This window comes from Delftia sp. DT-2, from assembly GCF_028401915.1.
GTDB lineage: Bacteria > Pseudomonadota > Gammaproteobacteria > Burkholderiales > Burkholderiaceae_C > Comamonas > Comamonas tsuruhatensis.
This window is the reverse complement of record NZ_JAQOTI010000013.1, coordinates 181,414-195,444: the sequence shown is the minus strand read 5'-3', so window position 1 is coordinate 195,444 and position 14,031 is coordinate 181,414. Positions and strand designations below refer to the sequence as shown.

The following is a 14,031-nucleotide window of genomic DNA, read 5'->3' as shown; positions in this document are numbered from 1 at the left end:
CAGCGCGGCCTGCGCCGCTACATTCATTACTACAACCACCAACGCATCAAGCTCAAACTAAAAGGCCTGAGCCCGGTACAGTACCGAACTCAGGCCTTGAGCCGCTAGCTTCCAACCGTCCAACTTCTTGGGGTCAGTTCAGCGCGGGCGTTTTTTTGTGGGTCGAGCTGCTCACTCGTGCCAGTGCTCGGCCACCCAGGTGGCAGGCCGGATATAGCGAAAGCGCCGATTGCGCCGGCCGGCCAACGCGTCGGGCGGGTTGCATTCGCCGTGGAAGATCACCACGCGTGCACCCTCGGGCACGAAGGGCGGCTTCCAGTAGTTCGTCGGCCAGGCCGGAATGCAGTGGTACTTGAAGCTTGGGCACCAGGCCTGTGGCCAGTACTTGAGCTTGCCCTGCTTGTGCAGCATATCGGACAGATAGGCCTGCTCATTGCGAAAGTTGCGGCGTATTTCTTCGAAATGCGTGCGGAAGTAGTCCAGCACCTCGGGGTGGGCACCCAGCTCGAAGCGGTACACCGAGGAATTGCCCGTGATGCGCCACGGACGCTTGTAGTCGTGGATGATCAGGAACTCGCCGGGCTCGGTGAAAAAATCGTCCAGCGGCCCGGTGATGACCACGTCCACGTCAAGAAACAGCGCCGTGCCGCGCAGGCCGTGCAGGTCGGCACTGAAGGTGGCCAGCTTGTTCCAACCACGCTCCGGAATGCCCGCGGGCAGGTTCAGCGGAGGAATCGGCAGGCATTCGACCTCGTCGCGAATCCCCACGCCGTCATCGGTCAGGCAGACAAGGCGAAAATCGCCCTTCAGATGCCGGCGCACCATGGCGTAGAGCCTGTTGACATACTCCGGACCGTACTTCTTGCCCCACTTCATGCAGATCACGAAGCGCTGCTGCGCAGAGGGGGAGGCGGAGGGCGGTTGCGCGGCCTGGGCCACGCTGGCGGCATGGGATGCTACGGTCATGGATGCGGCGGACTCAGTCTGCCTGACGCTTCTTGACCGACTTCTGCTTGGGCTTGGCGCGCTTGACCTGGCCACCTGCCGTCAGGCGCTGGTTGCCCAGCACGCGGATCTGCTTGACCTCGGGCTTCTGGCCGGAGCGCTTGCTGAACTTGAGCAGCTTGACATCGCGAGGGCCGGGCATGCGGTTCTCGTCGATGGCTTTTTCCTTTTCCGGCATGGGGCGCCAGAGCACCAGCAGCTTGCCGATGTGCTGAATGGGTGCAGCGCCAAGCTCGTCGCACAGCTGCAGATACATCTGCTCGCGTGCGGCGCGGTCGTCGTTGAAGACACGGACCTTGATCAGGCCATGTGCGTTAAGGCCGGCGTTGACCTCCTTTTGCACGGCAGCCGTCAGGCCGTCACCCCCGATGAGGACCACGGGGTCCAGGTGGTGTGCGTTGGCGCGGTGTTCCCGGCGCTCGGCGGGAGTCAATTGAATTTGGGGCATGGCCGTATTATCGAGGCTGAAAGAATCCAGCATGAAAGTCAACACAAAAAGCAAGAAGGTCAACAAGGCTTGGCTCAACAGCCACGTCAACGATCCTTACGTCAAGGCCGCCCAGAAGGACGGCTACCGCGCGCGCGCGGCCTACAAACTCAAGGAGATCGACGAGCAGCTCAAGCTCATCCGGCCGGGTGCCACGGTGGTGGACCTGGGCTGCGCACCCGGGGCTTGGAGCCAGTATGTGCGCCGTTGCCTGTCGCCCAACGGGGCGGCCGTCGGCGCTCTCAACGGCCGCATCATCTCGCTGGATCTGCTGCCCATGGAGCCCATTGAGGGCGTGCAGTACATCCAGGGCGATTTCCGCGAGGAGCCGGTTCTGGCCCAGCTCCAGGAGGCCCTGGGCGGGGGCAAGGCCGACGTGGTGGTCTCCGACATGGCGCCCAACCTGTCGGGCAACGGCACGACGGATGCGGCGCGCATTGCGCTGCTGGTCGAACTGGCGGTTGATTTTTCCATCCACCATATGAAACCTGAAGGCGCCTTGGTGGTGAAGCTCTTCCACGGCGGGGCCTACGATGACCTGGTTGCGCTGTTCCGGCAGACCTTCAAGGTGGTCAAGCCGATCAAGCCCAAGTCCTCGCGTGACAAGTCTTCGGAGACGTTTTTGGTGGGCATGGGGCTCAAGTAGCTCTGTGCAGCCGCCCGGCGCTGCCCTGACCCGGGTCAAGACCGTATTCAAGCTATGGCTGCTATAGAGGGATATAGGCGACCAGCCAGCTTGAAACACCTAAAATGGACCGCAAATACGCTTCGAGCACGCTGGAAGTCGTTTTATCTGTATCCCCCATTGGAGCCCCGCTTGAACAATCAGTGGTTTTCAAAAATTGCCGTCTGGCTGGTCATCGCCATGGTGCTGTTTACGGTGTTCAAGCAATTTGACACCCGTGGCGGCGCTGGCGCGTCCCATGTCGGTTACTCCGAGTTCCTGGAAGAGGTGCGAAGCAATCGCATCAAGAGCGCCACCATCCAGGAAAGCCCCGGCGGCACCGAGATCGTGGCCACGACCAACGATGACCGCAAGGTGCGCACCACCGCCACCTACCTGGATCGCGGGCTCGTGGGTGACCTGATCAACAACAACGTCAAGTTCGACGTCAAGCCCCGCGAAGAAGGCTCGGTCCTCATGACCCTGCTCGTCAGTTGGGGGCCCATGCTGCTGTTGATCGGCGTGTGGGTGTACTTCATGCGCCAGATGCAGGGCGGCGGCAAGGGCGGTGCTTTCAGCTTCGGCAAGAGCAAGGCGCGCATGCTGGACGAGAACAACAACACCGTGACCTTTGCCGACGTTGCAGGCTGCGACGAAGCCAAGGAAGAGGTCAAGGAAGTCGTGGACTTCCTCAAGGACCCCAACAAGTTCCAGAAGCTCGGCGGGCGCATTCCGCGCGGCCTGCTGCTGGTCGGTCCTCCGGGTACCGGCAAGACGCTGCTGGCCAAGTCCATCGCTGGTGAAGCCAAGGTTCCGTTTTTCAGCATCTCGGGCTCCGACTTCGTTGAAATGTTCGTCGGCGTGGGCGCGGCCCGCGTGCGCGACATGTTCGAGAACGCCAAGAAGAATGCACCCTGCATCATCTTCATCGATGAAATCGATGCCGTGGGCCGCCAGCGTGGCGCAGGCCTGGGCGGTGGTAACGATGAGCGTGAACAGACCCTGAACCAGATGCTGGTCGAGATGGACGGCTTCGAGACCAACCTCGGCGTGATCGTCGTGGCTGCAACCAACCGTCCCGACATCCTGGATGCGGCGCTGCTGCGCCCCGGCCGTTTCGACCGTCAGGTGTATGTGACGCTGCCCGACATCCGTGGCCGCGAGCAGATCCTCAATGTGCACATGCGCAAGATCCCTGTAGGCCAGGACGTGAACCCGGGCGTGATCGCGCGCGGCACGCCTGGCATGTCGGGCGCCGATCTGGCCAACCTCTGCAACGAAGCAGCCCTGATGGCCGCGCGCCGCAATGCGCGCACCGTCGAGATGCAGGATTTCGAGAAGGCCAAGGACAAGATCATCATGGGCCCCGAGCGCAAGAGCATGGTCATGCCCGAGGAAGAGCGCCGCAACACGGCCTACCACGAGGCAGGCCACGCACTGATCGGCAAGCTGCTGCCCAAGTGCGATCCCGTGCACAAGGTCACCATCATCCCGCGCGGCCGTGCGCTGGGCGTGACCATGAGCCTGCCCGAGAAGGACCGCTACTCCTACGACAAGGAGTTCATGCTCAACCAGATCGCCATGCTGTTCGGTGGACGCATTGCCGAAGAAGTGTTCATGAACCAGATGACCACGGGCGCGAGCAACGACTTCGAGCGGGCCACGCAGATCGCACGCGACATGGTCACCCGCTACGGCATGACCGACGCGCTGGGTCCCATGGTCTATGCGGAGCAGGAAGGCGAGCCTTTCCTGGGCCGCTCGATGAGCAAGACCAACAGCATGAGCGAGCAGACGATGCAGAAGGTGGACCAGGAGGTTCGCCGCATCATCGACGAGCAGTACGGACTGGCGCGCAAGCTGATCGAGGACAACTCCGACAAGATGCATGCCATGGCCAAGGCCATGCTCGACTGGGAAACCATCGACGCCGAGCAACTCGATGACATCATGGCCGGCCGTGAGCCGCGTCCTCCCAAGGACTGGGTGCCGCGCAACCCTCCGTCGTCCGACGGTGGCAACTCGTCCGGCGGCACGCCGGCAGTGGATGCCGACCCTGCGCCCACCACGGCCTGAGCTGCTTGCCGCAGAATCGGCCAATCCTATGCAAAGGGCCCTGAGGGGCCCTTTTGCTTTGCTTGCAGGATGTGCTCAATCGCCCGCAACGGCCAGCGATGAACCCGGTCCGGCGGGCGCCTACCTTCAGGAAATCCCATGCCGCATCAATGGCAGACTTCGCGCTTTGTTCTAGACCTTCAGCGTCCACTGGTCATGGGCATCGTCAATGTGACGCCCGACTCGTTTTCCGACGGCGGGCGGCACAACACGGTGGAGCAGGCCTTGTGGCATGCAGAGCAACTGGTCAGTGAGGGCGCGCACATCCTCGATATTGGCGGCGAGTCCACCAGGCCCGGCTCACCGGCTGTTCCGCTGGATGAGGAGTTGCGGCGCGTGCTGCCTGTTGTGCAGGGCGCGGTGCAATTGGGCGTGCCTGTCTCCGTCGATACCTACAAGCCCGAGGTCATGCAGGCCGTGCTGGATCTGGGGGCCGACATCGTCAACGACATCTGGGCGCTGCGCCAGCCGGGCGCGCAGCAGGTGGTGGCCGCGCACCCGAGCTGCGGCATCTGTCTCATGCACATGCATGGCACGCCGCAGGACATGCAGACCACGCCCATGCAAGGCGATGCCGTGCCCGCCGTGCGCGATTTCCTGCAGTTGCACAGCGATGCCCTGCTGGCCCGGGGCGTGGCGCGGGAGCGCATCGTCTGGGACTATGGCATCGGCTTCGGCAAAAGCGTGGCACAGAATTTTTCCCTGCTTGCACGCCAGCATGAATTGCTGGGCCTAGACTTCCCGCTGCTGGCCGGCTGGTCGCGCAAGGGCTCGCTCGGGCAGGTCAGTGGCCGTCCACAGGGCCAGCGCATGGTGCCCAGCGTGGCGGCGGCACTGCTGGCGGTGGAGCGTGGCGCGCGCGTGGTGCGCGTGCACGACGTGGCCGATACGGTGGCGGCATTGACGGTCTGGCAGACCATGCACGACAACGACTGAACAACAAAGGAGCACTATGGCACGCACATATTTTGGTACCGATGGAATTCGCGGCCTGGTGGGCCGTTCGCCCATCACCCCCGACTTCGCGCTGCGTCTGGCGCATGCCGTGGGCCGTGTGCTGCGGCGCAAGGAAGCCCGTCCCATGGTGCTGATCGGCAAGGACACGCGGATCTCGGGCTACATGCTGGAGAGCGCGCTGGAGTCCGGGTTCAACTCTGCCGGCGTGGACGTGATGCTGCTGGGCCCCCTGCCCACGCCGGGCGTGGCCTATCTGACGCGCGCCCAGCGCGCCAGCCTGGGCGTGGTCATCAGCGCCAGCCACAACCCTTATTACGACAACGGCATCAAGTTCTTCAGCGCACAGGGCACCAAGCTGCCCGATGCCTGGGAGGAAGAGGTCGAGCAGGCCTTGACCGAAGATCCCGTATGGGTCGACTCTGCCGCTCTGGGAAAGGCCCGGCGCCTTGAAGACGCGGCAGGGCGCTACATCGAGTTCTGCAAGAGCACCTTCGACCATGCGCTCACGCTCAAGGGTGTGAAGATCGTGGTCGATGCAGCCCATGGCGCGGCCTACCAGATCGCCCCCAAGGTCTTCCATGAACTGGGGGCCGATGTGGTGGCCATTGGCTGTGCGCCCGATGGACTGAACATCAACGAAGGCGTGGGTGCCACCCATCCCGAGGCCCTGGTGCTGGCCGTGCGAGCGAACAAGGCCGACTTCGGTGTGGCGCTGGATGGTGATGCCGACCGGCTGCTGCTGGTCGATGCGGCTGGCCGGCTCTACAACGGCGACGAACTGCTGTACCTGATGGCGGCCGATCGGCTGGCGCGTGGCGAGGCCGTGCCGGGTGCCGTGGGCACACTGATGACCAATATGGCCGTGGAGGTGGCGCTGAAGTCCCAGGGGGTGGGCTTTGTGCGCGCCAAGGTCGGCGACCGCTATGTGCTGGAGGAGCTGCACCGCCAGGGCTGGACACTGGGGGGCGAGGGCTCGGGCCATCTGCTGGCGCTGGACAAGCACACCACTGGCGATGGCCTGGTCAGCGCGCTGCAGGTGCTGCAGGCCTGCGTGCGTTCGGGCAAGAGCCTGTCGCAGTGGCTGTCTTCGGTCCAGCTGTTTCCCCAGGTATTGCTCAACGTGCGGCTGCAGCCGGGCCAGGACTGGAAGCGCAACACCCAGCTGGAGGAAGCCACCGAGGCCGTCAAGGCCGAATTGGGCGATACGGGGCGCGTGCTTATCCGCGCCAGCGGCACCGAGCCTTTGCTGCGCGTGATGGTGGAGGCACGCGATGGCGACCAGGCCAGCCGCTGCGCCGAGCGCCTGGCCAGCGTGGCGAAGAATTCACCCATGCCCTGAGCGGCGGGCGGCACGTGCCCGGCCATGGAAAGCCGAAGCTGCAGTCTTCGGCTTTTTCGTCTGCAGACCGTGGCGCGGTGAGCTGTTCAGCCCTGGCTGCGCAGAAAGGCCTCCAGCGCCTGGGGCGGCAGCGGGCGGCTGAAATGGTAGCCCTGGGCTTCATCGCAGCCCTGCTCGCGCAGGAACTGCAGCTGCGCCTCCGTTTCCACGCCTTCGGCCGTGGTCTGCATGCCCAGGGCCTGGGCCATGCGGATGATGGCGCTGACTATGGCGCGGTCATTGCTGTCGTGGTCCAGGTCCTGGATGAAGGACTGGTCGATCTTGAGTTTGTAGATCTGAAAGCGCTTGAGCTGGCTCAGGGATGAATAGCCGGTGCCGAAGTCATCCATGGCCAGGCGCACGCCATGCTCGCGCAGCCGGTCCATGGTCGCCGTGGCCTGGCGCGGATCATGGATGGCCACGCCCTCGGTCAGCTCCAGCTCCAGAGAATCGGCCGGCAGGTCGCTGTCGAGCAGGATGCGGTTGATGATTTCGGGCAGTTGCTGCTGGTGGAACTGGATGGCCGACAGGTTCACGGCCACCTTCAGGTCCCGCAGCCCCGCATTGCGCCAGGCCTGCAGTTGCTGCATGGCGCTGCGCAGCACCCATTCGCCGATCTGCAGGATCTGGCCGCTGTCCTCGGCGACGGGGATGAACTCCGCGGGCGAGACCGAGCCCAGCTCGGGGTGCTCCCATCGCAGCAGTGCCTCCACGCTGCGCACGCGCCCGGTGCTCAGGGTGATCTGCGGCTGGTAGTGCAGATACAGCTGATTGCGCTCCAGCGCCCGCCGCAAGGCGTTCTCCAACTGCAGGGCGCGCAGGGACTGGGCCTGCATCTGCGGAGTGAAGAAGCGGTAGGTGTTGCGGCCGGCCTGCTTGGCGTGGTACATGGCCGCGTCGGCGGCCTGTGTCAGCGAGTCGATGTCGTGGCCGTCGCGCGGGTACAGCGCGATGCCCATGGACGGCGCAATGGTCAGTTCGTGGCGGTCGATCTGGTAGGCCTGGCGCGACGCCTCCTGCAGCTTGCCTGCCACGCGAGCCGCACCCTGGGCATTGGCGCCGGGCAGCAGCAGCACGAATTCGTCGCCGCCGATGCGGGCCACCGTATCGCGGTCGCGCACGACGGCACGCAGGCGGCGGGCAATCTCCACCAGCAGGGCATCGCCCACGCGATGGCCCAGCGAATCATTGACATGCTTGAAATGGTCCAGGTCCAGGAACATCACGGCCAGTGGCGTGTCGTTGACCTTGGCCAGCTCGATGGCGCGGGCGCTGCGCTCGGCCAGCAGCGTGCGATTGGGCAGGCCGGTGAGCGCGTCGTAGTGCGCCATCCAGTAGATGCGTTCCTGGTCCAGCTTGCGGTCGGCGATCTCGCGGTGCAGGTTCTCCACCGTGGCGCTGAGTTCGCGTGTACGGTCGCGCACCTGCTGCTCCAGCAGTTCGTGGGCCTGGCTCAGGGCCTGCTGGGCGCGCAGACGGTCGTCGATGTCGCTGACGATCCAGATGGAGCCTTCGCGTGCATCGCCCGGATTGATGAGCCGGCCCGTCAGTTCACCCCAGAACAGGCTGCCATCCTTGCGGCGCAGGCGGCGCTGCGTGCGAAAGGACAGGCCCGCGCTCAGCGTGCGATAGGCCTCGCGCCCCAGGCTGCGCAGCTCGTCGCGGCTGGGGTGCAGGTGCTCGCTGTTGATGCCGACCAGCGCGTGTTCGCCCGCGTAGCCGAAGATGTCGGCATAGCACTGGTTGCATCGGACGATGACGCGCTGGCGGATGAAGACGATGCCCACGCCGGCATTGTCGAGCAGTGCCTGCTGCTCGCGCAGGCTGCGCTGCAGCGACGCCGCCATCATCGAAGACGGACGTTCGAGTACAGGGTCGTACGCAATCGTCGGCGCGGACATGGCGAAGCGTTAGGGCGGTGGTAAAGGGATGAGGGGGAACTTACAAAGTGTAGCACTTGCGCGCAAAACAGCATTTTGTCGTTCCCTGGCGAGGGCAGGGCCTTGGTTTTCAGGTGCCGGTGGACTGTCGTTGCCGGCCCTTGGCCTGCGCATCGAGCTTGTGGGCCAATTCATAGAGCACGCCATGGCGCAGGGCGCCGTGCGTGACGCGCATGCGCTCGATGCCCAGGCTGGAGAAGATGCCCCGCATCACGCTCATGCCGCCGCCGATCATGGGGCGCAGCTCTTCCTTGAGTCCGTCCATGTTCACACGGTCGACATGGCCTGCGCGCAGCAACTGCGCATGCAGCCAGTCCAGTCCCTGCCGCGTGATCCAGCCGGCCGTGCCGCCGGGCGCATGGGCCAGGACCTTGACAATGGCACCGGCCGTGCCCGAGGAGCCATAGGCATGGCTCCATTGCCCGGCAGCGAAAAGTCCTGCTTCGGGCGCAATGATGTCGGCCACGGCTGCTTCGGCCTGGGACAGGGCCTGGGCCGACAGCTCGCCATCGGGGAAGTGGCGCAAGGCCCAGGTCACGCTGCCGAAGGCGAAGGAGCGTGCCTGCAGTACTTGTCGCTGCTGACCCAGGCACAGCTCGGTCGAGCGGCCGCCGATGTCCACCACCAGCCTCCGCTGGGCGCCGGGCGGCAGCAACTGGGCGACGCCGCGATAGATCAGGCGTGCTTCCTCCTCGCCGTCAATGACCTCGATGGGGCAGCCCAGGATGCGCTGGCCTTCGTCCAGGAAGATCTGGCGATTCGATGCCTCTCTCAGCGTCTGCGTGGCCACTGCACGTACGCGGTGGCGGGGCAAATCACCCAGCACCTGCGCATAGCGCTCCAGGCAGGCCCAGCCGCGCTGCATGGCCTCCAGGCTCAAGGCGCCCTGGGCGTCGAGGGCGCTGCCCAGGCGTATGGCTTCCTTGCGATGGCTGAGCAGCTGTACCTTTGCGCCGTCGCTGCGGGCCATGGCCAGCAGGCAGCTGTTGGAGCCAATGTCGATGGCGGCCAGGCGGCTTTCGGGGGGATTGGAAGAGGGCATGCGCGAAAGGCGGACGACGGCACGGCTGCGGCAGGTTTGCAGCAGCCAACGGCATCCAGGGGAAGGCAGCTAGCTTAGCACCCCGGCGATCTCGCGTCGCTCTCGTGCCGGTGTGACTGGGTCATGACTTTTGCGTGACGGTTTCTGCGCCGTTGCTTGCGCCTGACTTGGCTTGTATGACAGATGTCATGAACAGAGGAATGCATGTCATGAACATGTCACAAATCCGGGGCAGACTGCCCGAATCCCCGGCTAGCGGGGTGACTACCGGGTCCTGCCCAGGCCGGGCCCCTGCATCCATGCCCCAGACATTCACGCCGATTCCCGGTGGCGCCTCTGCCGCACCTGCCGAACCAGAACATGAACAGGGAGCGCGTGCCGTGCCCGCAGGGCCGGCTTCGCTGGGCATGGCCCGCCAGACAGCTCCCATACCCGTCTCTGCACCCCTGAATGTCCCGATGATGCCTCTGGCGAAAAGCCTCTCCACCGCCTTGTCGGAGCTGCAGGGCCAGGCCATTGCGGCTTCTGCCTCTGCTTCTTCTGCAAGGCTTCCCGCCCCCGAATACACTGGACTGCACGCCACAGCCGAAAGCGGTGAAGTGCAAGAGCAGCAGCAACAGTTTCTTGACCGTGACCATTGCATCCTGGCCTTCAATGAGCGCGTGCTGGACTGGGCCGTGCGTGAAGATGTGCCGCTGCTGGAGCGTTTGCGCTATCTGTGCATCGTCTCCTCGAATCTCGACGAATGGTTCGAGGTGCGTTGCGCCCCGCATGTGACGGCCGCCAAGGCCGGCGACGCCAAGGGCCTGTACACCCTGCAGAGCTTCCGCTCGCTGATGGACAAGGCGCATGAGCTGGTATTGCGCCAATACACGCTGTACAACCAGTCACTGATTCCCGCCTTTGCGGGGCAGGGCATACGCGTGGTATCCCATGGCGAGCGCAGCAGCGCCCAGCGCAAATGGGTGCGCGAGTACTTCCTGCGCGAAGTCCAGCCGCTGCTCATGCCCGTGGGCCTGGACCCATCCCATCCATTCCCCCAGGTGGCCAACAAGGCGCTGAACTTCATCGTGCGCCTCAAAGGTGTCGATGCCTTTGGCCGTGCCAACGAGGTGGCCATCGTCAAGGTGCCGCGTGTCTTGCCGCGCCTGGTGCGCCTGCCCGAGAAGATCGCGGGCAAGCAGCGCCTGTTCGTGAGCATCTCCAGCATCGTGCGCGCCCATCTCGTCGAGTTGTTCCCGGGGCGTGAGGTGGCGGAGTTTGCGCAATTCCGTGTCACGCGCCATTCGGACCTGGCAGTGGATGAGGAAGACGTCAGCGACCTGCGCACGGCCCTGCGCCAGGGTCTGCACCATCGCCACTACGGCCAGGCGGTGAGGCTGGAGGTGTCCTTTGCCTGCTCGCCCATGCTGTCCGACCTGCTGCTGGGCCAGTTCGGCCTGCCGACCGAGGCACTGTTCCGAGTCAAGGGGCCCGTGAACCTGGTGCGCCAGTCGCAGCTGGTGGATCTGGTCGATGACCCCGCGCTGCTGTTTCCGCCTTGGCGTCCGGCATGGCCGCGCCAGCTGCAGCCGGGCCGCTCGGTGATGGCCCAGATACGCAAGCGTGATGTGCTGATCCACCAGCCCTTCGAGAGCTTCGACGGCGTGCTGGAGCTGCTGCGCGAAGCCGTCAATGACCCTGAGGTGCTGGCCATCAAGCAGACCATCTACCGCACGGGATCGGACTCCGAGATCATGCAGCTGCTGGCCGAGGCGGTTCGCCGCGGCAAGGAAGTGCTGGCCGTGCTGGAACTCAAGGCCCGCTTTGACGAAGAGGCCAACATCAACTCCGCCGAAAAGCTGGAGGCCTTGGGCGCCCAGGTGGTCTACGGCGTGCTGGGCCTGAAGACGCACGCCAAGATGCTGCTGATTACCCGGCGCGAAAAGCGCAGCGGCCAGCTCAAGCGCTACGGCCACCTGTCCACCGGCAACTACAACGTGCGCACGGCGCGCCTGTACACCGACATCAGCCAGCTGACCTGCGATGCGCAGATCACGGCCGACATGGATGCCGTGTTCAGCCACCTGTCCAGCCACAACCGCTTGCCCAAGCTGCACCAGCTTGTGATTGCACCGTTCCAGCTGCACGATCGCATGCTGGCGCTGATTGCCCAGGTGGGCGAGGCCGCACAGCGCGGCGAAGAGGCGCGGATTGTGCTGAAGATGAATGCGCTGACTGACGAGTTGCTCATGCAGGCCCTGGTGCGTGCCGGTCAGCAGGGCGCACGCATCGATCTCATCGTGCGCAGCGCCTGCATGCTGCCGCCGCAGCGCAAGGGCTGGACGGACAACATCCGCGTGCGCTCCATCATCGGCCGCTTCCTGGAGCATTCGCGCGTCTTCTACTTCGCCTGGGGCAATCAGCAGGAGTTGCTGCTGTCCAGTGCGGACTGGATGAACCGCAACATGATGCGCCGGGTGGAGCTGGCCTGGCCTGTGCGCGATCCGGCGTTGCGCCAGCAGGTGATAGACGAATGTCTTGTCGCCAGCCTGCATGACAACCGCGACGCCTGGACGCTGGAAGCCAATGGCGCCTACCAGCGCGCACCCTATCCGACCACGGGCCTGGGGGCGCAGAACGCCTTGATGGAGCGTTACGGCCCTCGGGCCTGAGCCGCATATCCTGTCAGGGCGCCGCGCGCCTGCCCTGTGCAATCGAAAAAGCCCCGCCAACGCATTGCGCTGGCAGGGCTTTTTGCTTGTCGCTGCGGCAGCCGGAGATGTTCGGCGTTCAGTGCAGATGCAACTGCAGCGTCCAAGGCGTCTTCTGCCAGGCCACGGCTTCGGTGCGCAGCAACTGGGCGGACTGGGGGTAGCTCCTGGTCCAGCCTTCCGGCACGGTCAGGTGAAAGACGCTGTCCGAGCGGTGCAGGCGCATGCCCTGCAGATCGGGATCGCGCCGGGCGTGGCACAGCTGCACGGCCAGGCGCAGCGCCAGCAATGGCCAGGCCACAGCCCGGTCCTCGATGGCAGCCTCGAGCTTGCGCAGCTTGCCCTGGTGGCCAAGCACCAGCTGGGTGATGCGTTCGCGCAGCTCCACGGGCCAGGTGGCAGCACTGCAGTGTTCGGTGATGTAGGCGCCGTGGCGGTGGTAGGCGCTCAGAGAGATGCGCATGCCGATCTCATGCAGGCTGGCAGCCGTGTCCAGTGCGTGCGTGGCCAGTGCATCGGGCGGCTGCTGCGCCTGCAGCGATTGCCAGGCCCAGCGTGCCACCTTGCGAACACGCAGAGCGTGGGATGTGTCAATGCCGAAGTCCTGTTGCAGCGCCGCGATCTCGGCGGCTTCGCGATCGGCAGGCGGCTCGTGTTCCAGCAGATCATGCAGCACGCCCTGGCGCAGCGCGCCCTGTGCAACCTCCAGTTCGTCGATGCCCAGCAGGCCCAGGGCGGCCATCAGAATGCTCAGGCCGCCGGCGATGACGGCTCGCCGGTCTTCCTTGAGTCCGGCCAGGCGGATGCGGTCCACATGGCCGGCCTCCATCAGCTGCTCATGCAGCCAGCGCAGGCTGTCGGGCGTGATCAGCCCGCCGGAATATCCGTTGGCAGCCAGGATGTCGCCCACGGCGTTGGCCGTGCCTGACGATGCATAGGCGCAGTCCCAGGCGGTGGCTGGATAGGCCGATACGGTTTGGGTGAGGGCTGCCTGCGCCGCCTTGATGGCGGCCGAGAAGTGCGCGCGCGACAGCGTGCCCTCGCCAAAGAACTGCGTGCTCCAGGCCACGCTGCCTATGGGGTAGGAGGCCACCTGGCGCGCTTCGCCATGCTGGCCGATGATGACTTCGGTAGAGCGCCCGCCAATGTCCACCACCAGACGCCGTTGAGACGATGGCGGCAGCAGGCTGGAGACGCCGCGATAGATCAGCCGGGCCTCTTCCTCGCCCGAGATGACTTCGATGGGAAAGCCCAGCAGGGTGCTGCCTCGCGCGATGAAGACATCGCGGTTGCGGGCCTCGCGCAGGGTCTGTGTGGCCACGGCGCGGACCTGGTCGGCCGCAAAGCCGGCCAGCCGTTCGCCAAAGCGTGCCAGGCAGTCCCAGCCGCGTTGCATGGCTTCGTCAGTCAGTTCATGGCGCTCGTTGAGCCCATTGCCCTGGCGCACGGTTTCCTTGAGGTATTCCACGCGCTCTATGCGCTGGTGGCTGCCGACGCGGCCTATTTCGAGGCGAAAGCTGTTGGACCCGAGGTCAACGGCAGCGAGCAGGGATTCTGGTGCCATGAAAGAAACGCCAATCAAGATTCGTCGAGCACGATTGCACAGCGATGTCCGAGCGGGCAGGGCTGCACCTGTCTGGTGCCTGCTCGTGCGACACACAAGACTAAGACGGAATTGTGACATCGCGATGACCGGGTTCTTACATGGGAAGGCCTGCTGTTTGTGACGCCTTTTTTCCATGTCACATCA

The 14,031-nt window shown here is 64.8% G+C and carries 11 protein-coding genes; 6 read left to right on the top strand and 5 right to left on the bottom strand.

The window, feature by feature from the left end; genetic code table 11:
• Positions 1–108: IS3 family transposase (locus tag PO605_RS23370; protein WP_272206511.1), on the top strand; the 108-nt coding region annotated here is incomplete at its 5' end.
• Between the two features lie 63 nt (positions 109–171).
• On the opposite strand, the gene PO605_RS23365 is transcribed toward PO605_RS23370, so the two are convergent.
• Together PO605_RS23365 and PO605_RS23360 are read right to left on the bottom strand one after the other, a co-directional pair.
• Positions 172–966 carry a hypothetical protein gene (locus PO605_RS23365; protein WP_046238475.1) on the bottom strand — a complete coding sequence of 265 codons (795 nt, stop codon included), beginning with the start codon at positions 964–966 and terminating at the stop codon, positions 172–174.
• Positions 967–979: 13 nt separating this feature from the next.
• Entirely contained in the window at positions 980–1,453 is a 474-nt protein-coding gene (locus PO605_RS23360; RefSeq protein ID WP_012206726.1) for a YhbY family RNA-binding protein, read from the bottom strand.
• 31 nt (positions 1,454–1,484) lie between these two features.
• On the opposite strand from PO605_RS23360, the gene PO605_RS23355 reads away from it, so the two are divergent.
• The 4 genes from PO605_RS23355 (at position 1,485) to glmM (ending at position 6,567) form a co-directional block, all read left to right on the top strand.
• A complete protein-coding gene (locus PO605_RS23355; protein WP_016447470.1) occupies positions 1,485–2,138 on the top strand; it encodes an RlmE family RNA methyltransferase in 654 nt (217 codons plus the stop codon).
• Positions 2,139–2,309: 171 nt separating this feature from the next.
• Complete coding sequence (gene ftsH, locus PO605_RS23350; protein WP_016447469.1) at positions 2,310–4,232, top strand: ATP-dependent zinc metalloprotease FtsH; 1,923 nt, start codon at positions 2,310–2,312, stop codon at positions 4,230–4,232.
• Positions 4,233–4,370: 138 nt separating this feature from the next.
• On the top strand, positions 4,371–5,207 hold the full coding sequence (gene folP, locus PO605_RS23345) for a dihydropteroate synthase (protein ID WP_047473906.1): 837 nt from the start codon (positions 4,371–4,373) through the stop codon (positions 5,205–5,207).
• Positions 5,208–5,223: 16 nt separating this feature from the next.
• Entirely contained in the window at positions 5,224–6,567 is a 1,344-nt protein-coding gene (gene glmM, locus PO605_RS23340; RefSeq protein WP_016447467.1) for a phosphoglucosamine mutase, read from the top strand.
• 86 nt (positions 6,568–6,653) lie between these two features.
• Here glmM and PO605_RS23335 read toward each other — a convergent pair whose 3' ends face one another.
• Together PO605_RS23335 and PO605_RS23330 are read right to left on the bottom strand one after the other, a co-directional pair.
• Complete coding sequence (locus PO605_RS23335; protein WP_016451338.1) at positions 6,654–8,507, bottom strand: EAL domain-containing protein; 1,854 nt, start codon at positions 8,505–8,507, stop codon at positions 6,654–6,656.
• Positions 8,508–8,616: 109 nt separating this feature from the next.
• Entirely contained in the window at positions 8,617–9,588 is a 972-nt protein-coding gene (locus tag PO605_RS23330; RefSeq protein WP_047473908.1) for a Ppx/GppA family phosphatase, read from the bottom strand.
• 209 nt (positions 9,589–9,797) lie between these two features.
• Between PO605_RS23330 and ppk1 the strand changes: the two genes are divergently transcribed.
• Positions 9,798–12,242 carry a polyphosphate kinase 1 gene (gene ppk1, locus PO605_RS23325; RefSeq protein ID WP_047473911.1) on the top strand — a complete coding sequence of 815 codons (2,445 nt, stop codon included), beginning with the start codon at positions 9,798–9,800 and terminating at the stop codon, positions 12,240–12,242.
• 118 nt (positions 12,243–12,360) lie between these two features.
• Here the strand turns inward: ppk1 and PO605_RS23320 are convergent, their stop codons facing one another.
• Positions 12,361–13,845 (bottom strand): Ppx/GppA phosphatase family protein, encoded by a 1,485-nt coding sequence (locus PO605_RS23320; RefSeq protein ID WP_016451340.1) that lies wholly within the window; start codon positions 13,843–13,845, stop codon positions 12,361–12,363.
• Between the last annotated feature and the right edge of the window lie 186 nt (positions 13,846–14,031).